The 23899-nt window shown below is 61.8% G+C and carries 22 protein-coding genes; 19 read left to right on the forward strand and 3 right to left on the reverse strand.

Annotated elements, in window-relative coordinates:
* Positions 1 to 45 precede the first annotated feature (45 nt).
* Positions 46 to 1950, forward strand: a complete 1905-nt coding sequence (locus tag EK23_RS11720; protein WP_045225530.1) for a cytochrome c peroxidase — start codon at positions 46 to 48, stop codon at positions 1948 to 1950.
* A 1-nt stretch (position 1951) separates the two neighbouring features.
* Here EK23_RS11720 and EK23_RS11725 read toward each other — a convergent pair whose 3' ends face one another.
* Positions 1952 to 2380 (reverse strand): YqaA family protein, encoded by a 429-nt coding sequence (locus EK23_RS11725; protein ID WP_045225531.1) that lies wholly within the window; start codon positions 2378 to 2380, stop codon positions 1952 to 1954.
* Positions 2381 to 2639: 259 nt separating this feature from the next.
* Here EK23_RS11725 and EK23_RS11730 point away from each other — a divergent pair, with 259 nt between their 5' ends.
* From EK23_RS11730 to EK23_RS11815, 18 genes are all read left to right on the forward strand, one after another.
* Positions 2640 to 5453: a valine--tRNA ligase gene (locus tag EK23_RS11730; RefSeq protein ID WP_045225532.1), complete on the forward strand. Its 2814-nt coding sequence runs from the start codon at positions 2640 to 2642 to the stop codon at positions 5451 to 5453.
* A gap of 124 nt (positions 5454 to 5577) precedes the next feature.
* A complete protein-coding gene (locus EK23_RS11735; protein ID WP_052808136.1) occupies positions 5578 to 7110 on the forward strand; it encodes an HDOD domain-containing protein in 1533 nt (510 codons plus the stop codon).
* 124 nt (positions 7111 to 7234) lie between these two features.
* Positions 7235 to 8953 (forward strand): type IV-A pilus assembly ATPase PilB, encoded by a 1719-nt coding sequence (pilB, locus tag EK23_RS11740; protein ID WP_045225533.1) that lies wholly within the window; start codon positions 7235 to 7237, stop codon positions 8951 to 8953.
* 4 nt (positions 8954 to 8957) lie between these two features.
* Positions 8958 to 10172 (forward strand): type II secretion system F family protein, encoded by a 1215-nt coding sequence (locus EK23_RS11745; protein WP_045225534.1) that lies wholly within the window; start codon positions 8958 to 8960, stop codon positions 10170 to 10172.
* 13 nt (positions 10173 to 10185) lie between these two features.
* Entirely contained in the window at positions 10186 to 11064 is an 879-nt protein-coding gene (locus EK23_RS11750; protein ID WP_045225535.1) for a prepilin peptidase, read from the forward strand.
* 13 nt (positions 11065 to 11077) lie between these two features.
* Positions 11078 to 11686 carry a dephospho-CoA kinase gene (gene coaE / locus EK23_RS11755; protein ID WP_045225536.1) on the forward strand — a complete coding sequence of 203 codons (609 nt, stop codon included), beginning with the start codon at positions 11078 to 11080 and terminating at the stop codon, positions 11684 to 11686.
* Positions 11687 to 11769: 83 nt separating this feature from the next.
* Complete coding sequence (gene zapD, locus EK23_RS11760) at positions 11770 to 12537, forward strand: cell division protein ZapD (protein WP_045225537.1); 768 nt, start codon at positions 11770 to 11772, stop codon at positions 12535 to 12537.
* Between the two features lie 17 nt (positions 12538 to 12554).
* Complete coding sequence (locus EK23_RS11765; RefSeq protein ID WP_045225538.1) at positions 12555 to 13382, forward strand: ABC transporter permease; 828 nt, start codon at positions 12555 to 12557, stop codon at positions 13380 to 13382.
* A 103-nt stretch (positions 13383 to 13485) separates the two neighbouring features.
* Positions 13486 to 14721, forward strand: coding sequence for an ABC transporter ATP-binding protein (locus EK23_RS11770; protein WP_045225539.1), 1236 nt, complete (start codon positions 13486 to 13488; stop codon positions 14719 to 14721).
* 76 nt (positions 14722 to 14797) lie between these two features.
* Positions 14798 to 15874: a sulfotransferase family protein gene (locus tag EK23_RS11775; RefSeq protein ID WP_045225540.1), complete on the forward strand. Its 1077-nt coding sequence runs from the start codon at positions 14798 to 14800 to the stop codon at positions 15872 to 15874.
* On the forward strand, positions 15864 to 16682 hold the full coding sequence (locus tag EK23_RS11780) for a sulfotransferase family 2 domain-containing protein (RefSeq protein ID WP_052808137.1): 819 nt from the start codon (positions 15864 to 15866) through the stop codon (positions 16680 to 16682). The genes EK23_RS11775 and EK23_RS11780 overlap by 11 nt, the downstream gene beginning before the upstream one ends.
* A gap of 79 nt (positions 16683 to 16761) precedes the next feature.
* Positions 16762 to 17484, forward strand: a complete 723-nt coding sequence (locus EK23_RS11785; protein WP_045225541.1) for a sulfotransferase — start codon at positions 16762 to 16764, stop codon at positions 17482 to 17484.
* Positions 17485 to 17610: 126 nt separating this feature from the next.
* Positions 17611 to 18669, forward strand: a complete 1059-nt coding sequence (locus tag EK23_RS11790) for a glycosyltransferase family 2 protein (RefSeq protein ID WP_082054135.1) — start codon at positions 17611 to 17613, stop codon at positions 18667 to 18669.
* A 55-nt stretch (positions 18670 to 18724) separates the two neighbouring features.
* Positions 18725 to 20008, forward strand: a complete 1284-nt coding sequence (locus EK23_RS11795; protein WP_082054136.1) for a glycosyltransferase family 4 protein — start codon at positions 18725 to 18727, stop codon at positions 20006 to 20008.
* Complete coding sequence (locus EK23_RS11800) at positions 20008 to 20865, forward strand: glycosyltransferase family 2 protein (RefSeq protein WP_052808139.1); 858 nt, start codon at positions 20008 to 20010, stop codon at positions 20863 to 20865. The genes EK23_RS11795 and EK23_RS11800 overlap by 1 nt, the downstream gene beginning before the upstream one ends.
* The gene (locus tag EK23_RS11805) at positions 20862 to 21689 is read left to right on the forward strand and encodes a glycosyltransferase family 2 protein (protein WP_045225543.1); all 828 of its coding nucleotides are present in this window, start codon (positions 20862 to 20864) and stop codon (positions 21687 to 21689) included. The genes EK23_RS11800 and EK23_RS11805 overlap by 4 nt, the downstream gene beginning before the upstream one ends.
* Positions 21686 to 22453, forward strand: coding sequence for a glycosyltransferase family 2 protein (locus EK23_RS11810; protein WP_045225544.1), 768 nt, complete (start codon positions 21686 to 21688; stop codon positions 22451 to 22453). Before EK23_RS11805 ends, EK23_RS11810 begins: the two co-directional genes overlap by 4 nt.
* Positions 22450 to 23412: an ABC transporter substrate-binding protein gene (locus EK23_RS11815; RefSeq protein WP_052808140.1), complete on the forward strand. Its 963-nt coding sequence runs from the start codon at positions 22450 to 22452 to the stop codon at positions 23410 to 23412. The genes EK23_RS11810 and EK23_RS11815 overlap by 4 nt, the downstream gene beginning before the upstream one ends.
* 31 nt (positions 23413 to 23443) lie before the next feature.
* Here the strand turns inward: EK23_RS11815 and EK23_RS23665 are convergent, their stop codons facing one another.
* Positions 23444 to 23596 carry a hypothetical protein gene (locus tag EK23_RS23665; RefSeq protein ID WP_158002498.1) on the reverse strand — a complete coding sequence of 51 codons (153 nt, stop codon included), beginning with the start codon at positions 23594 to 23596 and terminating at the stop codon, positions 23444 to 23446.
* A gap of 72 nt (positions 23597 to 23668) precedes the next feature.
* The coding region (locus EK23_RS11820) for a transposase domain-containing protein (protein ID WP_045225545.1) at positions 23669 to 23899 on the reverse strand (231 nt) is incomplete at its 5' end.

The raw sequence follows: 23899 nt of genomic DNA on the forward strand, positions 1-23899 counted from the left end.
CCCGGGGCAGGGAGGCCCCACCGACTTCTCCTGGAGCTTCCGGCGATGAACCTCTCACGACTGTTTTTCCTCGCCCTGCTCGCCTTCCATTCCTTGGCTCAGGCGTCAGACAAAGACAAGGTGGCCGAACCGCAGCCCCTGGCTCCCGGTTATGCACCCCTTCCCTACGCTGCGCCGAATCCTGGCAGTTACGTGCTACCGGCCATGGGCATCGCCGCAGACGGCGACGTGCTTAACAGTCAGGGCAAGGCCCTGCGCCTGCACGACCTCTATGGCGACAAGATCAGCGTGCTGACCTTCATCTACGCCACCTGCAGCGATGTGAACGGCTGCCCGCTGGCAACTGCCGTATTCCACAAGCTGAAGAACAAGCTGAAGACCGAGCCGGAGGTGGCAAACAAGCTCCGACTGCTGACCCTCAGCTTCGATCCTACCCATGACACGCCCGCGATCATGGGAGGCTACGGTCAGGCCTTCCAGGGCCCAGGGGTCGACTGGCGGTTCCTCACCACGCGCTCCGAATCCGAGATCCAGCCCATACTCTCCGCCTACGGACAAACCGCGGAAAAGGAATACGACGAGAAAGGCGTCTTCACCGGCCGATATTCCCATTTGTTGCGGGTCTTCCTGATCGACCGGGACAAACGCATACGCAACACCTACACCGTCTCCGTGCTGCACCCGGACACGCTGATCGCCGACGTCAAGACCCTGCTGCTGGAATCAAACCAGAGTCCGCCGCCGGCGCTGTCAGCAAACGCCCATCAAGCCCAGCCGCTGCGGGCCGGCGATGACAAAACCGGATACGCGGCCGCGGACTATCAGACCCATTCCCTGGCCCTGTTGGGGCGCACCGGGCGCGCTGCCGATCTGCTGGCCATCGCGCAGCAGCCTCCGTTGGGTCTGCCGGCAGTTCCGATTCCGGCAGACAACCCGTTGACCACGGACAAGATTGCCCTCGGCCGCAAACTCTTCTACGACCGACGTCTGTCCCTCAACAACACCGTCTCCTGCGCCATGTGCCACATACCGGAGCAAGGTTTTACCAGCCAGGAGCAGGCCACCGCCATCGGCATCGAGGGGCGGACGGTCAGGCGCAACGCGCCTACAATCTACAACGCGGCCTATCTGGAAAAGATCTTCCACGACGGGCGTGAGTCCACGCTGGAAAACCAGGTGTGGGGCCCCGTCCTCGCGGCCAACGAAATGGGCAATCCGTCCGTGGGTTTCGTGGTGGACAAGCTCAAATCGCTGCCGGACTACCGGGGACTCTTCGAGAAGGCCTTCCGCCGCGGCCCGGGCATGGAGACCATCGGGCAGGCCCTCGCCAGTTACGAACGCACCCTGGTTTCCGCCCATTCCCCGTTCGACCGCTGGCGCTACGGCCACGATGAGCAGGCCCTGTCACCGGCGGCCCGCCAGGGCTTCGCGCTCTTCACCGGCAAAGCCGGCTGTTCCGCCTGCCATGCGGTCGGCGAGCAAGCGGCCCTGTTCACCGACAACCGGTTGCACAATACCGGCTTGGGTTACCGCGACAGCATGCTCAAACCCGTCGCCACCCAGCGCGTGCAACTGGCCCCCGGGGTCGCGGTGGACATGGACGCCGCGCTCATCAATCAGGTGGGAGAACCCCGCCCGGCTGACCTGGGCCTGTACGAGATCACCCAGAATCCCGGCGACCGCTGGAAATACCGCACGCCTAGCCTGCGCAACGTAGCACTGACCGCGCCCTACATGCACAACGGCGCCTTGGGCAGCCTGCGCGAAGTGGTGGAATTCTACAACCGGGGCGGCGTACCCAACGAAGCACTTGACCCGCTGATCCGCCCGCTGAACCTGACATCGGCGGAACTCGATGCCCTGGTGGAATTCTTGAAAAGCCTGACAGGCGACAACGTGGAAACCCTGGTATCCGATGCCTTCGCGGCGCCGGTGGGTGATGTGCGCTGATTCAGGAAAAGAGGTAGACGATGGCCGCGTAGCGCCCCATCTTGCCCAGGGCGATGGCGGCCAGGCTCAGCGGAAAGGACATGCGCAGCCAGCCGGCGGCGAAACAAAAAGCGTCACCCACGACCGGCAGCCAGGAAAGCAGCAGGATGGGAACCCCGAAGCGACGAACGGAAGCCACCGCCTTGCGCTGCCGCTCGGTCTTGAGCTGGTCCAGCGAGTACGCCGATGCCGCCCACAGGCCCAGCAGCCAGGTGGTGATGGCTCCCAGGGTATTGCCGATCGTGGCCGTGACCAGCAGTAAGCCGTTGGCGGTTTCGCCCCGGCTCACCAGATAGGCCAGCACCGCCTCGGACCCGCCCGGCGCGATGGTGGAGGATATGAAGGCGCTGGCGAAAAGGCCCCAAAGGCCCAATGAAGGGTCTAAATCCAAGCAGAAGTACCTTTACAAAATCGTCGTTCGAATCAAGCGCGGCCACTCAGCCTGTCCGCAGTCCACGGCCAGCCCTGTCGCGCGCTTCCTTACACTGAGCCCTTTGCCTGTGCCGGCAAGGGGACATCAGTTTACCTCATGGCCATATCGCCACGCCCCTCGCTCCCAAGAGCCGTGGACGCGGCGCAAGCCGCCCCGCTCGCGTATAATCCCTATCCATTCAGAACAATAACATCCCGCATCCGGCTCTATTTCATCCATGGACAAGACCTACGACCCCCACGCCATCGAACAACGCCTCTATCAGGACTGGGAGACCGGCCAGCATTTCGCCGCCAGCGGCGATGGCCCCGCCTACTGCATCATGATCCCGCCGCCCAACGTTACCGGCAGCCTGCACATGGGCCACGCCTTCCAGGACACGGTGATGGACATCCTCACCCGCTACCACCGCATGAAGGGCGACCGCACCCTGTGGCAGGTGGGCACGGACCATGCCGGCATCGCCACCCAGATGGTGGTGGAGCGCCAGCTCAATGGCGAGGGCAAGACGCGCCACGATCTGGGTCGCGAGGCTTTCGTGGAGCGCGTGTGGGAGTGGAAGGCCCAGTCCGGAGGCACCATCACCCGGCAGTTGCGGCGCATGGGCACGTCCCTGGACTGGTCGCGGGAGCGCTTCACCATGGACGAGGGCTTGTCCAAAGCCGTGCGCGAGGTGTTCGTCAGGCTCCACGAGGAGGGTCTGATCTACCGTGGCAAGCGGCTGGTGAACTGGGACCCGGTGCTGCACACGGCGGTGTCCGACCTGGAGGTGATCTCCCAGGAAGAACAGGGACACCTCTGGCATCTGCGCTACCCGCTGACGGACGGTTCGGGGCATTTGGTCGTGGCCACGACCCGGCCCGAAACCATGCTGGGGGATACGGCAGTGGCGGTGAACCCGGAAGACGAGCGTTACCAGCACCTCATAGGCAAGACCGTGCGGTTGCCTCTGACTGGCCGGGAAATCCCCATCATCGCCGATGATTACGTGGACAGAGAGTTCGGCACCGGCTGCGTGAAGATCACTCCGGCCCACGATTTCAATGACTATGCCATCGGGCAGCGGCACGGGCTCCCGATGATCAATGTTCTCACCAAGAACGCCGAGATCCTGGCGGACACCGAAATTGCGCGGATTCCGGCCAAATACCACAGCCTCGACCGCTACGAAGCCCGCGATTTAATTGTCCACGACCTGGACGAACTGGGCCTGCTGGAAAAGGTGGATGACCACAAACTGATGGTGCCGCGCGGCGACCGCACCGGGGTAGTGGTGGAGCCCTACCTCACCGATCAGTGGTTCGTCGACCTGACCCGCGACGTGCAACCCGACGGCCGTCCCGGCGGGCGCAAGGCCATTACCGAGCCGGCCATCGACGCGGTGCGCGGCGGCGACATCCAGTTCGTGCCGGACAACTGGAAGAACACCTATTTCCAGTGGCTGGAGAACATCCAGGATTGGTGCATCAGCCGCCAGATCTGGTGGGGGCACCGCATCCCCGCCTGGTACGACGAGGCCGGCAATGTCTACGTGGGTGAGTCCGAGGCGGCGGTGCGCGCCAAGTTCGGCCTGCCCGCCGACCTGCCCCTGAAGCAGGACGATGACGTGCTGGACACCTGGTTCTCCTCCGCCCTGTGGCCGTTTTCCACCCTGGGCTGGCCGGAGCAGACGCCGGAACTCAAGACTTTCTACCCCACCAGCGTGCTGGTCACGGGCTTCGACATCATCTTCTTCTGGGTCGCCCGGATGATCATGTTTGGCCTCAAGTTCATGGGCGACGTGCCCTTCCGCCAGGTCTACATCCACGGCCTGGTGCGCGACGCCGAAGGCCAGAAGATGTCCAAGTCCAAGGGCAATGTGCTCGATCCCATTGACCTCATTGACGGTATCAGCCTGGATGACCTGCTGGAGAAGCGCACCTCGGGTCTGATGCAGCCCAAGATGGCCGAGCGCATCACCAAGCAGACGAGAAAGGACTTCCCCGAGGGCATTCCCTCCTACGGAACCGACGCCCTGCGCTACACCTTCGCGTCCCTGGCTTCCACTGGCCGCGACATCCGCTTCGATCTGAAGCGCGTGGAGGGTTACCGCAATTTCTGCAACAAGCTGTGGAACGCGGCGCGCTACGTGCTGATGAATACCGAAGGCCAGGATACCGGGCTGGGGGATTTGCCCTGCCGCTACAGCGCGCCGGATATCTGGATTCGGGATTGCCTGCGCGGCACGGCGGCGGACATGGCCGATCATCTCGCCGAATACCGCTTCGACCTGGCGGCCCAGGCGCTCTATGAATTCGTCTGGAACACCTATTGCGACTGGTATCTGGAGATGTCCAAGATTACCTTGCAGTCCGGCGACGAAGCGGCGCAGCGCGGCACGCGGCAGACCCTGGTGCGGGTTCTGGAAGAAACCTTGCGCCTCGCCCATCCCTTCATGCCTTTCATCACCGAGGAGATCTGGCAGCGCGTCGCCCCACTGGCAGGACAGTCGGGCGCCACCATCATGACCCAGCCCTATCCCGACACGGAACGTCATCGACCCGCCGGAGACATCGCTTCTGCGATCTCTTGGGTGATCGATTTTATTTTGGGCGTGCGCCGTATCCGCGGCGAGATGAACATCCCGCCGGGCAAGCTCCTGCCGGTCCTGTTGGAAAACGGTCAGGACAGCGACCGTCATCGTTTGGAAGCGCACGGTGAACTGGTGAGCAAGCTCGCCCGCCTGGAGCACATCGAGTGGGTCGAACCGGGCCAGCAGGCCCCGGAGTCGGCGATCGCACTGCTCGGCGAGATGCGCATCCTGATCCCCATGCGCGGCCTCATCGACAAGGATGCGGAACTGGCGCGCCTGCACAAGGAGATTCAGCGCATCGAGAAGGATTTGCCGCGCATCGAAGGCAAGCTCAACGACCCCAGCTTCATGGACAAGGCGCCGCCGCAGGTGGTGGAAAAGGAGCGCGGCAAGCTGGCGGAACTGCAATCGAGCCTAAACCAGTTGCGTGAGCAGGCCCAGAGGATCAGCGCCCTCTGATTGGATCACGGCCCCATCGATGGGCGATGCAGGACCAGCGCGGTTTTTTGACCGGGCCGACTAGACTTTCTGTCTTGAAACTGCAATGGTTGCGGGCATGCAAGGAGCGTGAAACCTATTGGCCATGAACTTGAAATTTGACGACATCAGTTCAGCAGAGTCCGTCACGCTTGCCGCTCCCGTAAAAGCGGCGGCCGCCACGCTCCCGACGACACTGGAGGAATGGGTCGCCTGGCTGCAGGACCAGGAGATGCCCATTTTCTCGCGCACGGTGCAACGCCTGAATGCGGCGGCCCAAGACCGCAGGGCCGGCGTGATGGAGATTTCCCGCATCATCCTGGAAGATCCTTCGCTCACCGCCAAGCTGCTGAAGTTGAGCAACAGCACCTATTACAATCCCAGCCGCCAGAACCTGGCCACCGTGACCCGGGCCATGGTGGTCATCGGCCTGAACCCCATCTGCGACCTGGCCATCGCCTGCTCCTTCATCGAGACCATCCTCAACCAGCGCAACAAGGACCGCGTCAACCAGGAAATCGCCCGTTCTCTGCACGCGGCGGTGCAGGCCAAGGCCTTGGCCGTCATGTGCAAGGATCCCGTGCCGGAAGAAGTCTTCATCGCCGCCTTGCTGCATAACATCGGTCACATCGCCTTCTGGTGTTTCGAGCAGGAACAGGGGAAGCGGATCGGCAGACTGATGGATGAGCAGAACATGGATCCCGACCAAGCCGAAAAGTCGGTGCTTGGATTCAAGCTCAAGCAACTGGGTTCTGCCCTGGGCAAGACCTGGAAATTGGGCGGATTGATCGGTGATACCTTCTCCACGAGCGTCCCGTCCTCACGCCGCAGTGAATGCGTCCGATTGGGCTGCGAGGTGGCGCGACTGTCGGCCAAGGGGTGGGAGGATCCCGAGTTGCATCGGGTGCAACTCAAGATGGCCGAGATCTCTGGGCACCCGCCCAAGGAAATCGAAGCCCTGGTGAAGTCCAACACGGGCAACGCGGTAAAACTGGCGAATCAGTTTGGCGCCACGGCCGCCGTGCCCTTCATCCCCAAGGTGGAAAAATCTCTGGTTGCCGGCGTGGAGTTAGAGTCCGAACAGGAGTCGCCTGGCACGGAGGAGGTCCAGGAAGACAAGAACCAGGTCACGGTGCTGCAAGTGGTGCAGGAGATTTCCAACGCCCTGGCCAGCGACTTCAACCTGAACCTGGTATTCCAGATGATCATCGAGGGCATCTATCTGAGCCTGCGCATGGACCGTGTGCTGTTCGCCCTGATGACGCCGGATCGCCGCGTCCTCAAGGAAAAGTCCAGTCTTGGCTGGCCGGAAACGAACCGGCAAAGCCTGTTGCAAATTCCGGCGGCGGGCGTGCCGGAAAACCTGTTTTCCCATGCCGTCAACCGCAATCAGGCCATCTGGGCACGCAAGGAGGCGTCGCACCCCCTCTACGAGCGCTACACCCCTTGGATCGCCACGCACATGGGCTCCCACGAATGCCTGATTTCCCCCTTCGGCCTCAACAACAAGGTGATAGGCTGCTTCTACGCGGACCGGGCCTTGCACCACGAACCCATGAATCAGGCGATATTCGAGGCCTTCAAGCAGATCACCCAGCAGGCCAACATCGCGCTCAAGCTGTCCCAACTCCAGAACTGAGGACGGCCTCGCCCCCGCGCAGGCCGCGGCCCCCCGGTTGTTCAAATTCCAAGGCTTGAACTAGTATTAGTCGGGTGTCAAACTCGCCGCCTGTTCCCTGAATCGCGTGCCTCGCCGCTAAGACATGGTCGCTTCCCCTTCATCATCGGCGCAACTGTCAGGACTTGCCAGAAGCCTGGTCAAGGAAGGCTTGCTCACCGAAGCCGAAGCGCAGATCCATCTGGAGCAGGCTCAGACCCGGCGCATGCTGTTCGTCAGCTATCTGGTCGCCAACAAGATCCTCGACTCCAAGACCATCGCGGCCAATGTGTCCAAGGAGTTTGGCGTCCCCCAGTTTGATCTGGACGTGCTGTCCACGGACGTGATGCCCATCAAGCTGGTGAGCGAGAAGCTGATTCGCCAGCACCACCTGATCCCCCTGTTCAAGCGCGGCAACCGCCTGTTCGTGGCGGTGGCGGACCCAACCAATTTCCAGGCGCTGGACGAAATCAAGTTCCACACCCGGCTGTCCGCCGAGAGCATCGTCGTCGAGGAAGACAAGCTCACCAAGCTGATCGACACCGCCCTGGAGGCCGCCGACACCTCCATGCGCGATCTCATCGACGCCGATCTGGACAATCTGCAGATCACCGGCGGCGACGAGATCGACAACCGGCCCGAGGCTGAAAGCAGCGATGTTGACGACGCGCCCATCGTGCGCTTCGTCAACAAGGTGCTGCTGGACGCCATCAAGAAGGGCGCGTCGGATATCCATATCGAACCCTACGAGAAGAATTTCCGCATCCGATTCCGCCACGACGGCATGCTACATGAGGTGGCGGCGCCGCCGGCCAACCTGGCTAACCGCATCGCCGCGCGCCTGAAGGTCATGTCCCGCATGGACATTGCCGAGCGCCGCGTCCCCCAGGACGGCCGCATCAAGATGGCATTATCCCGCAACCGGGCCATCGACTTCCGTGTCAACACCTATCCGACCCTGTTCGGCGAGAAGATCGTCCTGCGTATCCTCGACCCCACCAGCGCCCAGCTGGGCATCGAAAAGCTGGGGTTCGAGCCGGAACAGCAGGAGAACTTTCTCAACGCCATCCAGAAGCCCTACGGCATGATCCTGGTGACCGGCCCGACCGGCAGCGGTAAGACCGTCACCTTGTACACCGCCCTCAATATTCTCAATACCTCTGACGTCAATATCTCCACCGCCGAGGACCCGGTGGAAATCACCGTGCCCGGCATCAACCAGGTGAACGTCAACGTCAAGACTGGCCTCACCTTCGCCGAGGCGCTCAGGGCCTTCCTGCGTCAGGACCCGGATATCATCATGGTGGGTGAGATTCGAGACCTGGAAACTGCCGAGATCGCCGTCAAGGCGGCGCAAACCGGTCACATGGTGCTCTCGACCCTGCATACCAACGACGCCCCGCAGACCCTCAACCGTTTGCTGCAAATGGGCATACCGGCTTTCAATATCGCCTCCTCGGTGCTGCTGATCATGGCCCAGCGTCTGGCCCGGCGCCTGTGCGAGAACTGTAAGCGGGAAGAGAAGCTCCCGCCCGAAGTGCTGCTGGACGCGGGCTTCAAGGAGTCGGAGATCGACAACCTGATCGTGTTCGGCCCCGAAGGCTGCGACAAGTGCGTCAAGGGCTACAAGGGTCGCGTCGGTATCTACCAGGTCATGCCCATCACCGAGTCCCTCAACCGCATCATCCTGGAAGGCGGTAACGTCATGCAGATCAGCGAGCAGGCCAAGCGCGAGGGCGTCTCAAACCTGCGCGAATCAGGCTTGAAGAAGGTGCGCGCCGGTATTACCAGTCTGGAAGAAATCGATCGGGTGACCCGAGAATAAGGACATGGCCAAAGAAGAACTGACGCTTTTCGTCTGGGAAGGGACCGACCGCGCCGGCGCGCGCATGAAGGGGGAAGTTTCCTCCCGCAGCGAGAACACCGTGCGCGCGGAACTGCGCCGTCAAGGCATCAAGGTCATCAAGGTCAAGAAGAAGCCCAAGCCCCTTTTCACCGCGCGCAAGAAAAAGATCATCCCCAAGGACATCGCGGTGTTCAGCCGCCAGCTCGCCACCATGCTCAGCGCCGGCGTGCCCTTGGTGCAGGCCTTCGACATCGTCGGGCGCGGCCACGAGAACCCGAGCATGCAAGAATTGCTCATGAGCATCAAGGCCGACATCGAGGGCGGCAGCCCCCTGGCGGAAGCCTTGGGCAAACACCCCCTGTATTTCGACGAGCTCTTCTGCAACCTGGTGCACGCGGGCGAGATGGCCGGCGTGTTGGAAACCTTATTGCACAAGATCGCAGACTACAAGGAAAAGACTGAGTCCCTCAAGGGCAAGATCAAAAAGGCACTCACCTACCCGACTGCAGTCCTCGTGGTAGCCGTGATCGTTACCGCCATCCTGCTAGTGTTCGTGGTGCCCCAGTTCGAAGATTTGTTCAAGGGGTTCGGCGCCGACCTGCCAGCCTTCACCCAGATGGTGGTGAGCATGTCGCGCTTTCTGCGTGACTACTGGTACATCATCGCCGGCATCCTGATCGTCGCGGGTTTCGTCCTCGCAAACCTGAAGCGACGCTCTCTGGCTTTCAACCATGGACTGGACCGGCTGATCCTGAAGATTCCGGTGATCGGGGAAATCATGCGTAAGGCGGCCATCGCCCGCTTCGCCCGCACCCTCGCCACCATGTCGGCGGCCGGCGTGCCCCTGGTGGAAGCCTTGCAATCCGTGGCGGGCGCCACGGGCAACATCGTCTATGGCACCGCGGTGCTGCAGATGCGCGACGAAGTGTCCACGGGCCACCAGTTGCAGATGACCATGCGCCAGACCAACCTGTTCCCCAACATGGTGATCCAGATGGTCGCCATCGGCGAGGAATCCGGCTCAATCGACAGCATGCTGTCAAAGGTGGCCGACTTCTTCGAGGAAGAAGTGGATAACGCTGTGGACTCCCTCAGCAGCCTGCTGGAGCCCATGATCATGGCCTTCCTGGGCGTGGTGGTGGGCGGCCTGGTGATTGCCATGTACCTGCCCATCTTCAAGCTGGGATCAGTCGTCTAAACCCTCTAATCCCTTGGACATCCTGGATCTTTTGCAGGCCAGTCCGGCCTGGCTGGTGACCGCCACAAGCCTGCTGGGGCTGATCGTCGGCAGCTTTCTGAATGTCGTCGTCCACCGCCTGCCGCGCATGCTGGAGCGGGCATGGAAGCAGGAATGCCAGGCTTTCCTGGGACTGGAAAGCAGCGACACGCCCGAAGCCGCATTCAGTCTCGTCGCTCCCGGCTCCCGTTGTCCTCACTGCGGCCATGGCATCCGCGCCCACGAGAATATCCCCATCCTCAGCTATGTGTTCCTGCAAGGCCGCTGTGCCGCCTGCGGCGCGGGCATTTCGATCCGCTACCCCGCCATCGAGGCCCTCACCGGCATCGTTTCCGGCGTCGTTGCCTGGCAGATGGGACCGACCGGTGCCATGCTGGCGGCGCTCTGCCTGAGCTGGACCTTGATCGCCCTGTCCGCCATCGACCTAGAAAAGCAGTTGCTACCCGATGCGATCACCCTACCCTTCCTGTGGCTGGGCCTGCTGCTGAGTCTGTCCGGGAGTTTCACCGACCCGCGCTCCAGCATCATCGGTGCTGCCGTCGGCTATCTGAGCCTTTGGTCGGTCTATCAGGCTTTTCGCCTGCTGACCGGCAAGGAAGGCATGGGCTTCGGCGATTTCAAGCTGCTGGCGCTGTTCGGCGCTTGGCTTGGCTGGCAGAAACTCCTGCCCATCATCCTCATGGCGTCCCTGGTGGGCGCTGTGGTGGGCACCTGCATGATCGCGTTCCTGCGCCATCAGCGCAGCGCGCCCATCCCCTTCGGCCCCTACCTGGCGGCAGCCGGTTGGATCGTCATGCTCTGGGGCGACCCCATCCTGGACGCCTATCTGCGCTTCGCCGGCCTCGCGCCGTAGACCTGAACCCCACGTGTTGAAAGTCGGCCTCACCGGTGGCATAGGCTGCGGCAAGTCAGCCGTGGCCGATCTATTCCGCCGCCTGGACGTGCCAGTGCTGGACGCCGATGAGATCGCCCGCGCCCTGGTGGAACCGGGCCAGCCGGCCCTGTCCGAGATCGCCGAATCCTTTGGTCCGCAGGCGCTGGATGGCGGGCGCCTGAACCGGGCCTGGCTGCGCGAAACGGTATTCCGCAATGCCAACGACAAAAAGCGCCTTGAATCGATTCTTCACCCCAGAGTCTACGCCTCCATGGAGGCACAGATGGCCAATCTGGATGCGGCCTACTGCATCCTAATGGTCCCCTTGTTGCTGGAGACCGGACGGCGCGACTTTGTGGATCGCCTGCTGGTGGTGGACTGCCCGGTGGAGACACAGATCGCCCGGGTCACCCGACGGGACGGACTGGACGAGGCCGCTGTGCGCCGCATCATCGAATCCCAGATGGCCCGCGCCGAGCGCCTAGCCGCGGCCAACGATCTGATTGAGAACGACGGCGACCTCGAGGCCTTGGAAGCGCGCGTCGCAAAACTGCACCTGAGGTACCTGGAAACCGGGAAGTCCCTCGGCCAACTTGACTAATCACGGCCATCGGTCAAAATGGCGAACTGAAAAGGACGCCCGCCCTCACTAATTCAAAACTTCACCAAGACCGGTTTCCCAACTTGAACGATCTGGTTCTGTATGAGTTTCCGTTGAACGAACGGATTCGCGTGTTCATGCGCCTCGAGCAACTGTTTCAGCAGGTTGATCATTTCATGGGCGGCAACACGATCTGGGAGAGCCGGGCGGTCATTGCGACCCTGCTGGAAATCCTGACCATCTTCAGCCGCAACGATCTCAAGTCGGAAACGCTCAAGGAACTGGACCGGCATGTTGGCGTGCTCAACAAGCTCACCGCCAACGACAATATCGATAATGAAAAACTGAACCGGATTCTCGACAGGCTGAACGATATCAGCGACAAGCTGTATGCGACGCCCGGCAAGATTGGCCACTGGCTGAACGAAAGCGAGTTGTTCAAGAGCATTTCCCAGCGTAGTTCCATACCGGGCGGCACCTGCGCCTTCGACCTGCCCACGTACCATTACTGGCTGCAGCAAGGCGATGCGCGGCGGCGCGAAGACCTTGCGTCGTGGCTGGCCCCCTTCGCCACCATTCGTGACGCCATCGACCTGGTGCTGAACTTCATCCGACGCAGCGCCATTCCCACCATGGAACAGGCGGAAGCCGGGTTCTTCCAGAAGACCCTCGATCACAGCCTGCCCTATCAATTGCTGCGGGTCGGCCTGGAGCGTACGCAGCCCTATTTCGCCGAAATCAGTGGCGGCAAGCACCGCTTCACCATCCGTTTCATGGTGCCAAGCAGCAGCGAACGGCCCACGCAGAGCGGCGAGCACGTCGACTTTCAGCTCACCTGCTGCATCCTGTAATCAGGCACCTGGCGAAAATGGCGAGCCAGCAAACGCTGATCATCGAAGCGGGCAGGACCGAACGGCATTACTGGCGGGATCTGTGGCGCTACCGGGAACTGTTCTACTTCCTGGCTTGGCGCGATGTGCTGGTCCGTTACAAGCAAACGGTCATAGGCGTCGTATGGGCCGTGGTACGACCGGTATTGACCATGCTGGTGTTCACGGTGATCTTCGGCAAGCTGGCGAAGCTGCCTTCGGAAGGCGCCCCCTACCCCATCCTGGTGTTCAGCGCCATGCTGCCCTGGCAGTTCTTCGCGAACGCCTTCACGGAAGCCGGCAACAGTCTCATATCCAACGCGAACATGATCTCCAAGGTCTATTTCCCACGTCTGATCGTGCCCACCAGCGCCGTCATCGTCAGCTTCGCGGATTTCCTCATTTCCGCTATCCTGCTGGCAGGACTCATGGCTTGGTACCGGTATCTTCCGGACTGGCGTATCCTGACCCTGCCGGCCTTCATCCTCATGGGTTTCGCAGCCGCCATGGGAGCAGGGCTGTGGATCGCCGCGCTCAACGTCAAATACCGCGATTTCCGCTACATCATTCCGTTCGTGGTGCAATTCGGCTTGTACGTGTCGCCTGTGGGGTTTACCAGCGCCATCGTCCCGGAAGATTGGCGTCTGCTGTATTCCCTCAACCCCATGGTCGGCGTGATCGACGGGTTCCGCTGGGCCATCCTGACCGACGACCGCCCCCTGTTGTCGCCCGAATTTCTTGTGTCCGCGAGCGTGGCTGCCGTGGTCCTGTGCAGCGGCGTGCTTTATTTCCGCCGAACGGAAAAGATCTTTGCCGACATCATTTGATCCCACGAAATGTGTGCCTCTCGAACCTTAGTCGATTGTGCCGATGGGGACAATCCCGCATCGAAGCGACTGGACATGACTAGCCCCCTGCTGTAAATCCGCGATGAGCACGGCGATTCAGGTTCATAACCTTTCCAAGAAATACATCCTCAAGCACCAGGATAGCGCCCGCTACATCACCCTGCGCGACTCCCTGCACGGAGCGGCCAGGCAGTTCGCGCAGCGAATCCGACACCCATTTGGCGTCCGCGACAATCCTGGCCGCGAAGAATTCTGGGCCCTCAAGGATATCGAGTTTGAAATCCGCCAGGGCGAGCGCGTGGGCGTGATCGGACGCAACGGCGCGGGCAAGTCGACCCTGCTGAAATTGCTCTCCCGCATCACCGACCCCACGACGGGCCGTATCGCCATCACTGGACGCGTGGCCAGCCTTCTGGAAGTGGGAACCGGCTTTCATCCGGAACTGACCGGCCGCGAGAACATCGCTCTCAATGGCGCCATACTGGGCATGCGCCGGGCGGAAATCAACCGTAGATTCGATGCCATCGTCGCGTTTGCCGAGGTTGAAAGGTTTCTCGACACACCGGTCAAGCGTTACTCCAGCGGCATGTACGTCCGGCTCGCCTTCGCAGTTGCGGCGCATCTGGAACCCGAAATCCTGATCGTGGATGAAGTGCTGGCGGTGGGCGATGCGCAGTTCCAGCGGAAATGCCTGGGCAAAATGAAGGAGCTGGGCAGCGAGGGCCGCACGGTGCTGTTCGTTAGCCACAACACCAGTTCCATCCTGCAGTTGACCGACACCTGCATCCTGCTAGACCAAGGCCGTCTCGCGATGCGCGACAGCAGCGCACAGTGCGTTACCCATTATCTGCAAGGCGGCGCTGCGGCCGACACGACGCAGGGCATCCGCAATCAGCGGACCGATTTCGCGGTGCTGCGATTCGTCCTCGACCGTGAAGCGAGCCCCCTCGGTTTCAATCGGCCGCTGGTTTTCAATATGGAACTGGAGTCCGCCCGTCCCCTGGATGGCATCTCGGTCATCCTCGGGATCGAGAATTCATTGGGTGCCCACATTCTCACCGCAAGGGCCCGCATCGATGCCATTGCAACTGGGCCAACGCGCTTTGACCTGCGGCTGGAGGGGCACAATCTGGCTCCGGGAAGTTATTTCGCATCCCTCACCATCTGGTCCGCGGCCCAGATCATCTTTGAGCAAACGCAGATCCTGGGCCTGGAACTGGTCTCCAACCAGGAGGATGAACAGCGCTATGGCCCATACATTGCCAAGGTCTCCGATAAACTGGGCTGCTTCCGCCCCCTGGAGGTGACCCATGCCTGACGGACGGACGAAGAAAATTCGACGCCTCGGTGTCTGGCCTTGTCGGCTCGCCCATTCTTAATATCCCACCCCAACCATGGACAAGCACATCGTCGTCATCCTGGGCATGCATCGCAGCGGCACCTCTGCGCTAACCCGCGTGCTCAATCTGATGGGCATGGACCTGGGGCGAGAGTTGGTGCCGGCGGAGATCGACAATCCTAAGGGATTCTGGGAAGACGCGCGCATCGTCGCCATACACGAGCGTTTCCTCCAGGACATAGAGCGAAGTTCGAGCGACCCGCGGGTATTCAGCGAACGGGACTGGACGGGACGCGCGGCGGACGCAGCACAAAGCGCATTACTGCAAGTGCTGTCCAACTATCGCCAGGAGGCTGGCATTTGGGGTGTGAAAGATCCCCGTCACTGCCGGCTGCTGCCGCTCTGGGCGCCGCTGTATCCTCAGATCGGACGGTCACCGCATTTTCTGCTGACCGTGCGCAATCCGCTGGAAGTCGCCGGATCGCTGGAAAAGCGCGACAGGCTGCCGTTTCGCCGTGGGCTGCTGCTGTGGCTGATCAACAACCTGGAGGCCTTGGTGCAGACCCAAGGTAGCGGGCGGGTCATCATTACCTTCGACCAGTTACTCTCAGCACCGGAGCAGGTCATCGACAAGATACGCAGCGGCCTCTCGCTACCCTGGCCGGAACTGCCCGAGGACTTCGAGACACGCATGCGCGGTTTTCTCGACCCGGAACTGCGTCACCACCGCACGCCTGAGCCGCACCGGCCAGTAGGCGAGGGGCTTGAACTGGTGGACAGCCTGCTGCTGGAGGCATGGATAGGGCAAGTCTACACGTGCCTGCAGACCGCAGCCGAGCATCCTCAATCAGCCATCGATCCGGCCGTTTACGGCATTGCAGCGAACCTGAGCGATCGCCTGATCCAGCTCGAGAACCTCAGCGCCAAGGAACGCGCCCCCCATTTTCACCAATGGTTCTGCCCCGGCAATGCCTGGGACCGGCTGCAGAAAGCCGATCGGGTCCTCTCCTGGCTGCCGATTCTGCGGCCCGGCAAGCTCCTGCAGCCAGCCTATGCCTTGCGCTATAGCCTGGTAAAGCTGCGCAATACGTGGCGGCATGGCCTGGGCGTGGAGGCTAAAGGTGGAGGCTAAATCGGTACCGGAGCATGACTCGGCGGCCCAGCCCCCCGCCACCGGCATCTGGCCGCGCTGCCGACGGTTTGTCGCCGCTTGGCTGCGGGTTCCCGCCAGCCGCGTACTTCGGACTTACGACCGGCTGCACGGCCGCCGCACCGTCCATCTCATCCACATCGGAAAGACCGGCGGTACCGCGCTCAAGCATGTACTAAAGCATCAATCCGTCACGCCCCGCTACCGTATCGTGCTGCACAACCACGCCTGCACGCTGCGCGATGTGCCCGTGGGTGACGGCGTGATGTTTTTCCTGCGCGACCCTGTCAGCCGCTTCGTCAGCGGCTTCTACAGCCGCATGCGCCAAGGCCGGCCGCGCTATTTCTACCCCTGGAGCGAAGCAGAGGCAGTCGCATTCGCCCGCTTTCAGACTCCCAACCAGCTGGCGCTGGCGCTAAGCTCGGCCGACGCCACCCTGAGGGAAGCCGCGGTCGCGGCCATGGGCGCGATTCAGCATGTCAGATCGTCCTATTGGGACTGGTTCGAAAATGAGAGCTACTTTTTGTCCCGACGCGATGACATACTTTTCGTCGGATTCCAGGAATCCCTGACGGCAGACTTCGATAAGCTCAAGTCATTACTCGGGCTACCCGATAGCGCGGTCCTGCCAGGCGAAGAGGCTGCCATGCACCGCAATCCGGAGGAACTGGACCGCCGCCTCGACCCGCAGGCCCTGGCGAACCTGTCTCACTGGTACAGACACGATTATGCGTTCGTCGACTTATGCCGGAGCCTGGAGGACCAGCCAAAGTCATGTCGGAATCCTTGAGGAAACGGCAGCCAGGCGATAGGCGGCAGGGGCGTGCTAACATGGGCATGAGCCGGAATGCGGCAGGCTGCGTTCTTCCATGAAGTATCCATATATTCTAGTCGTCACCTACGGACGCAGTGGCTCCACGCTCCTGCAAGGCGTCTTGAACAGCATCGACGGGTGCTTGATTGCCGGTGAGAACTTCAACTTCATTTTTCCCTTGTACCAATCCTATAGGCGTTTGCTCTCGGCGAATACGCACGTGGCGGAGGGAGTCCTCGGGAGCGAAAATCCGCATTTGCCCCGGCATCCCTTTTTCGGCGCGCGGCGCCTCAGTCCGGAACTCTTTCTGGAGGATGCGAGCCGGCTGGTCATCGCACAACTGCGCGCATTGGATGAGTCGAAGGGTACACGATGCCTGGGCTTCAAGGAGATACGCTATGCCGAGGCCTTGCCGGAATTGGAGGAGTACCTGGATTTTCTCCATCGCATACTCCCGGGCTCGGCCCTGATCTTCAACACCCGGCGCAGCGAGGAGGTCGCCCGCAGTGCCTGGTTGAAAAAGCAACGCAGGAGAGATGTGCTGAGCCGGATTCAGCGACTGGACATGCTATTTCGCGCCTATGCGGATAAATCGCTCAATGCGTTCGTTATCGATTACTCGGACTGTGTGAGGAAAACCGAGCGTCTGAAAGACTTGCTCCAATTTCTGGGAGCGGAGTATTCAGAGGCCCGGATCGACGCCGTTTTGAACACCCCCCCACAGTTTTTCTCCCGCCCAAGAGGGCGTGCGACGTCTCCTGGAAGCCGAAACGGATGAGCCCGTGAGACCGGATTGTCTGCACGGCCGAGAGGCCAAACTATTGCCTCGATTCAAGGGCTAGGGCGAACCTCCACCATTGCTAAGCCACCCTTCACCGCCCACGCACCCAAAGATTTCTCCGCAATGATGCCCGCCCCACCTCAAATTTCCGTCCTGATGCCTGTCTACAATGGTGAGCGTTATCTGGCCGAGGCCATCGACAGCATCCTGACGCAAACCTTTACCGACTTCGAATTTCTCATCGTCAACGACGGGTCCACAGACACCAGCCGCGAAACTGTGATCGGCTACCAAGACCCACGCATCCGTCTGGTGGACAACTGCCAGAACCTGGGGCTGGTCACGACCCTAAACAAGGGACTTGGGATGTGCGTCGGGCGCTACGTGGCCCGCATGGACTGCGACGACATCGCGAATCCGCAACGCTTGGCCAGACAGGTTGAATTCATGGATGCCAACCCTGAAATTGGTGTATGCGGCTCTTGGTACGAGCGCTTTGATGGCGCGGCACGCATCTTTTCCCCACCCTGTGACGACCGCGACATACGCCTGTCCCTGGCCTTCGAAAACACTTTCGGCCACAACACAGTCATGTTGCGTCGTGACTTCATTGAGCGTCATGGGCTCCGTTACGACCCTTCCTACGCCTATGCAGAGGACTACGAGTTCTGGGTGCGCTGCTCCAGATTGACGAAGATGGCGAACCTGCCGGAGCCGCTGGTGCGTTATCGCTTCCATCCGGAAAATACCAGCAGCGTTTTCGCAGAACAGCAAAGATCAACTGCAGACCGGGTGCGCGAAGGGCAACTTGCATTCCTACGCCTCGCCCCTGACCCGGAAGAGCTCCGACTGCATCATGCCATTACCCACCACTGTTTCACCGGGGGTTGCACTGAACTGGAACTGGCGTCACATTGGATCGACCGTTTCACGAGGAAGCTGAGCGAACACTTTGCTGCGCCAGTACAGAGAGTACACAAAATGCTAAGCCTGCACTGGTATGTCGCCTGTGGTATGGCGGCGGGCGAGGGATTGCGCGTTTGGCGAATATTCATGGCATCGCCGGTGGGCAGGGCGGCACGGCCTGTGCTGCAGGCGAAACTACTTCTCCGCTGCCTGATGAAACGCCCAATTCCAGGGCGAATTGCGAGCGGCACACTCAATACCGCCTCGAACGCCTGATAATGCAAAGGCTCGTGGCTATCGACAATATTTAGGTCCCAAACCATCGCTGCGAATGACTCAGTCCATAGAGGTCCTTTCCGTGAGCACGGTGGATATCCATGGGGGCGCCGCTAGAGCCGCCTATCGGCTCCACAGCGGCCTGCTCGACAGTGGTGTTCGCGCTAGTATGATGGTCCATCGCAAATACGGGGACGACGGGACGGTCTTGCCCACGCACGGCCGATCGCATCTAGGTTCGATCTGGGGCACGATCAAGCCCCTGCTGGACGCGGTGCCCGTGCGTCTGTATCCGCGGCGCCGGGCCGGGTTCTGGAGTTGTAATCTCTGGCCGGAAATAGGCTTCAACCGGGCAGTACTCAAGCTCGGCCCAAAATTGGTCCATCTCCACTGGATCGGGGAAGGCTTCCTGAGTCCAAGCCAAATCGGCGCATTGCATTGTCCCGTAGTCTGGACTTTGCACGATATGTGGGCCTTCACCGGAGGCTGCCATTATGACAACGGTTGCGGGCACTACCGGCAGCGTTGCGGCCATTGCCCGCAACTGGGTTCGTCGCAAGGGTGGGATATCAGCCGATTCGCATGGCAGTTCAAGCACCGCGCCTACCGGAGGGAGAAGTTGCTGCTGGTCTGCCCCAGCCGTTGGCTGGCGCGCTGTGCGGGCGAGAGTGCCCTGCTTGCCGGCTACAGGATCGAAGTCATCCCCAACGGCCTCAACCTGCAACAGTTCAAGCCGCTGGACCAAGCCGCCTGCCGCAAGGCGCTGGGACTGCCGCTGGAGCAGCACGCCCTCTGGCTGGCCTTCGGCGCCATGTCCGCCACATCGGACCCGCGCAAGGGCTTTACCGCCCTTTCCGAGGCCCTGCAACGCCTCGCCTCCAGACAACCGGATCTTGACCTGGGCGTGATGATCTTCGGAGCCGCGCGGCCGGCACAGGCACCTGATTTCGGCTTCGATACCCATTACCTGGGCCGGCTGCATGACGATATCAGCATGGCGACCGTTTACAGTGCTGCCGATGCGGTAGTCGCCCCCTCGACCCAGGAGAATCTTTCCAACGTGGTGCTGGAAGCCTTGGCTTGCGGCACGCCGGTGGTCGCCTTCGACATCGGCGGCATGCCGGACCTGATCGATCATCAGATCAACGGGTACCTGGCCCGGGCGAACGACGCGACCGATCTTGCCGAGGGTCTGGCCTGGGTGTTGAATCACCCGGGACGCCGGAGCGTCCTGGCAGCCGCGGCAAGGGACAAGACCGAAAAGGAGTTCGATATCCGCACGATCGTCGGGCGCTACCGCGCTGCATATGAATCCCTGCTGGACCAAGGAAACGGCTGATGCAGACCGGCAGCGCCGCTACCAAGATCAGCATCGTCATTGCCACCTACCATGCGGCAGGAACACTGGAGCAATGTCTGCGCAGCATAGACTCGCAGACCTATGCCAATCGGGAACTCATCGTCATGGACGGCGGCTCCACGGACGGCACGGTGGGCTTGCTCGAAGCCTGGTCGGATCGCATCGATTATTGGGAATCCGAGGCCGACCGCGGCATCTACCACGCCTGGAACAAGGCCCTAAAGCACGCCAGCGGCGAATGGATCTGCTTCCTCGGCGCCGACGACTATTTCTGGTCCGAGACCGCCCTGGAAAGCCTGGTGTCAGCCCTCGTCGCGCCGGACCGCAACAGCCGCCTCATTTACGGACGCGTCGCGGTGGTGAATGATCTGGGTCAGGTGCTTTACCGTGTCGGCGAAGCATGGGATAGCGCCCGCCAGCGCTTTCACCAGGTCATGAGCATGCCGCACCTGGGTGTCTTGCACCATCGCAGTCTTTTCGAAGACTACGGTCCCTTTGACGAAAGCTTCCGGATCGCCGGCGATTACGAATTCCTGCTACGCGAACTGCGGCAGGCGCCAGCCCAGTTCGTAGCAGGCCCGGAGGCCATCGTCGGCATGCGCGTGGGCGGCATCAGCAGCCAGCCCGCCCTGGCCTTGCAGCAATTGCGGGAAGTGCGCCGGGCACAACGCTCATTGGGCTTCCGCTGGCCTGGACCCTACTGGATTATGGCGGTGGCACGCATCTACCTGCGCATGGCACTCTGGCCTCTTCTCGGCGAAGCCAGGACCCGGCGACTGCTGGACTTCGGACGCCGGCTGCGGGGCCTGCCACCCTTCTGGACGCGCACCTTGTGACGACCGGCAGTCAAGCCCTGAAGGCGCCCGTGAGCGCGGTGATCCCCTGCTTCCGCTGCGCCGCCACCATCGAGCGCGCCGTCGCTTCGGTAGTGGGCCAGACGCTCCCGCCGGCCGAACTGATCCTGGTGGACGACCACAGCCGTGATGGGACGCTTGAAGCACTGCAGCACATTGCCGAACGGCTGGGGAAAGATTGGGTCCAGGTGCTCGCCCTGCCACAGAACCTGGGCGCTGCCTCCGCGCGCAACCGCGGCTGGGAGGCGGCGAGCCAGGACTACGTGGCTTTCCTGGACGCCGACGATGCCTGGCATCCCCAGAAGACCGAGTTCCAGGCCGGCTATCTGGACCGGTACCCGGACGTCGCCGCCTGCGGGCGGCAGCACAGCACTTATTCCCCGAATCCGCCCCGGCTTGAAGCGGACGCTCTCAAGGGCCGCCCTCTCTCCAGCCTCGCCCTGCTGCTGGCCAACCGGCTCACGCCTTCCGCCGTCATGCTGCGCAGAGCGCTGCCGCTTCGCTTTGACGAAGGCCGGCGCCACATGGAGGACCACTTGCTCTGGCTGCGCCTGGCGCTGCTGGGACATTCCCTCCACTGGATCGACGCACCTCTGGCCTATTCGTTCAAGGCGGCCTATGGAGAAAGCGGGCTCAGTGCGCAAATGACGGCCATGGCGCAGGCGGATTTCGATAATTACCGGCAGTTGCACCGGGAAGGCCTGCTCGGTTTCCTGCCCATGGCCGCGCTGTGCACGTATTCGCTACTCAAGTCGGTGCGACGCCTTGCCCTCAGCGCAACCCGTCGCCCCGGGAGACCACAATGAACGGCCCGCGCATTACGCTGTCCATCGTCAGCCACGGCCACGGCCCGCTGCTGTCGGAGTTGTTGACGTCAATCGCGCGTAATTGCCAGAGTGATCTCGAAGTGCTGGTCACGGAAAACTTCCCGGAGGGCCTGGAAGCGCCGGAGGATTTCCCATTTCCGCTGCGCATCATTCGAAACGCGCGGGCGAAGGGTTTCGGCGCCAACCAGAACGCCGCCCTGAAGCAGGCCAACGGCGATTACTTCTGCGTGCTGAATCCCGACATCGGGCTGAGCTGCGACCCCTTTCCCGCCTTGCTCGCCTGCCTGCAGGCAAACCCTTCGGCGGGCGTGGTCGCGCCTCGGGTGGTGAGCCCCGAAGGCTTACTCGAAGACAGTGCCCGCGATTTCCCCAGCCCCTGGACCATCGTCAAGAAAGCCCTCGGCCTGAACCGCGACCGCGAGACCTTGCACAAGCGGCTGCAGGGTGACGCCCTTTCCGTGGACTGGGTGGCGGGCATGTTCCTGCTGTTTCCGGCGGCAGTATTTCGCGAAATTGGGGGCTTCGACGAAGCCTTTTTCCTCTATTACGAGGACGTGGATCTGTGCTCGCGCCTGCATGCTCGGGGCCTTGAAGTCCTGCTGGCGCCGGAGGTTTCCGTGGTGCACGATGCACGCCGGGAGAGCCACCGCAATCTTATGTACCTGCGCTGGCATCTGGCCAGCATGCTGCGCTTTTTCATTTACCATTTCTTCCGCAACCTGAGAGCCGGGAGCACACCATGAACAAAACCCTGAGCATCCTCATGCTCGCCCTGATTCCCTGCCTAGCCAGCGCGGCCGGCAGCAGCAAAGTGCGTATCGGCGTTTTGGCCTTCGGCACGGTCAATTGGGAACTGGCGGCCATGCGCAATGAAGGCCTGGACAAAAAGTACGGTCTGGACCTGCAGGTGCAGACCCTGGCCAGTCCCGACGCGGGCAAGATCGGCCTGCAAGCCGGCAGCTTGGACATGATCGTGACCGACTGGATTTGGGTGGCCTATCAGGAGCAGACCGGCAATGCGCTGCGCTTTGTCCCCTATTCCACCCACGCCGGCGCGCTCATGGCGGGGCCCGGCTCCAAGTTGGCGGGGGTGGCGGATCTGGCCGGCAAGAAGCTGGGTATCGTCGGCGGACCCCTGGACAAGAACTGGGTGCTGCTGCGCGCCTACGCCCGCAAAGTGCATGGCCTGGACCTGGAAAAATCCGCGGAGAAGGTGTTCGGAGCCCCGCCCTTGCTCAATCAGCAGCTCGCCGACGGCAAGCTCGACGCCTTGCTGACCTTCTGGCACTACGCCGCCAAGCAGGAGGCACAGGGCTACCGGAAGCTGCTGGATGGCCGCGAGCTGTTGAAGGGCCTGGGCATCGAACTACCCATGCCCAACCTGGGTTACGTGTTCAAGGCCGCCTGGGGCGAGGCCAATGCCCAAGGTCTGGCCGCCTTCCGCACCGCCTCGGAGGAAGCCCGCGGACTGCTATGCCGTAACGACGGAGCCTGGGCCAAGATTGCACCGCTGACCCAGGAAAAGGACCCGCAATTGCAGATGGTGCTGAGGCGCGACTATTGCGGCGGCATCGTCAAGCAATGGGGGCCGGCCGAAATCCAGGCCGCGGGCAGGATTTACCAGATCCTCCGGGAGACCGGCGGCGAGCAACTGACCGGCAAAGCGCAAATCCTGCCGGAAATCATATTCTGGCGGCAATAAGGCCAGCCACGGCCTACGAACCCAGCGGCCGCTACCCGGCCACCGATGGCTCGCTTTTCCAGTCCTCGAAAAGCCGCGCGGTTTCCACGCATGCTTCACGAATCAGGGACTCCGGCAGGCTCTGGCTGAAACTGAGGGGCGCGACGCGCATGACCGCCGCCTGATCGGCACTGAATGACCTCATGGCGGGAGCGGGACGTAAGCGCGTGGCGATCCCATGTTGACGCAATCCGGAATCGGATCGCGCTTGGAGGAACTAAGCGGGAGTGGTTTCAAGCTGCCAGCGATGCGGCAGAAGTTCATGAATCCGATGGGCGGGTTGCGTCGGAAGTCGCGTGAGCACGTCTTTCAAATAGACGTAGGGGTCGTGACCATTGAGTTTCGCCGACTGGATCAGGCTCATGATGGCAGCCGCGCGCTGACCGGCACGCAGACTTCCGGCGAATAGCCAATTGCGGCGCCCAAAGGCCACCGGGCGGATGCGGTT

The organism is Methyloterricola oryzae (assembly GCF_000934725.1).
In the GTDB taxonomy this organism is placed as follows: domain Bacteria; phylum Pseudomonadota; class Gammaproteobacteria; order Methylococcales; family Methylococcaceae; genus Methyloterricola; species Methyloterricola oryzae.

What these genes read in the sequence shown, in the direction of transcription:
- EK23_RS11720 (WP_045225530.1), top strand. Translation starts at nt 46, where the DNA reads ATGAACCTCTCACGACTGTTTTTCCTCGCCCTGCTCGCCTTCCATTCC.
- EK23_RS11730 (WP_045225532.1), top strand. Translation starts at nt 2,640, where the DNA reads ATGGACAAGACCTACGACCCCCACGCCATCGAACAACGCCTCTATCAG.
- EK23_RS11735 (WP_052808136.1), top strand. Translation starts at nt 5,578, where the DNA reads ATGAACTTGAAATTTGACGACATCAGTTCAGCAGAGTCCGTCACGCTT.
- pilB (WP_045225533.1), top strand. Translation starts at nt 7,235, where the DNA reads ATGGTCGCTTCCCCTTCATCATCGGCGCAACTGTCAGGACTTGCCAGA.
- EK23_RS11745 (WP_045225534.1), top strand. Translation starts at nt 8,958, where the DNA reads ATGGCCAAAGAAGAACTGACGCTTTTCGTCTGGGAAGGGACCGACCGC.
- EK23_RS11765 (WP_045225538.1), top strand. Translation starts at nt 12,555, where the DNA reads ATGGCGAGCCAGCAAACGCTGATCATCGAAGCGGGCAGGACCGAACGG.
- EK23_RS11770 (WP_045225539.1), top strand. Translation starts at nt 13,486, where the DNA reads ATGAGCACGGCGATTCAGGTTCATAACCTTTCCAAGAAATACATCCTC.
- EK23_RS11775 (WP_045225540.1), top strand. Translation starts at nt 14,798, where the DNA reads ATGGACAAGCACATCGTCGTCATCCTGGGCATGCATCGCAGCGGCACC.
- EK23_RS11785 (WP_045225541.1), top strand. Translation starts at nt 16,762, where the DNA reads ATGAAGTATCCATATATTCTAGTCGTCACCTACGGACGCAGTGGCTCC.
- EK23_RS11790 (WP_082054135.1), top strand. Translation starts at nt 17,611, where the DNA reads ATGATGCCCGCCCCACCTCAAATTTCCGTCCTGATGCCTGTCTACAAT.
- EK23_RS11795 (WP_082054136.1), top strand. Translation starts at nt 18,725, where the DNA reads ATGACTCAGTCCATAGAGGTCCTTTCCGTGAGCACGGTGGATATCCAT.
- EK23_RS11800 (WP_052808139.1), top strand. Translation starts at nt 20,008, where the DNA reads ATGCAGACCGGCAGCGCCGCTACCAAGATCAGCATCGTCATTGCCACC.
- EK23_RS11810 (WP_045225544.1), top strand. Translation starts at nt 21,686, where the DNA reads ATGAACGGCCCGCGCATTACGCTGTCCATCGTCAGCCACGGCCACGGC.
- EK23_RS11815 (WP_052808140.1), top strand. Translation starts at nt 22,450, where the DNA reads ATGAACAAAACCCTGAGCATCCTCATGCTCGCCCTGATTCCCTGCCTA.
- EK23_RS23665 (WP_158002498.1), bottom strand. Translation starts at nt 23,596, where the DNA reads ATGAGGTCATTCAGTGCCGATCAGGCGGCGGTCATGCGCGTCGCGCCC.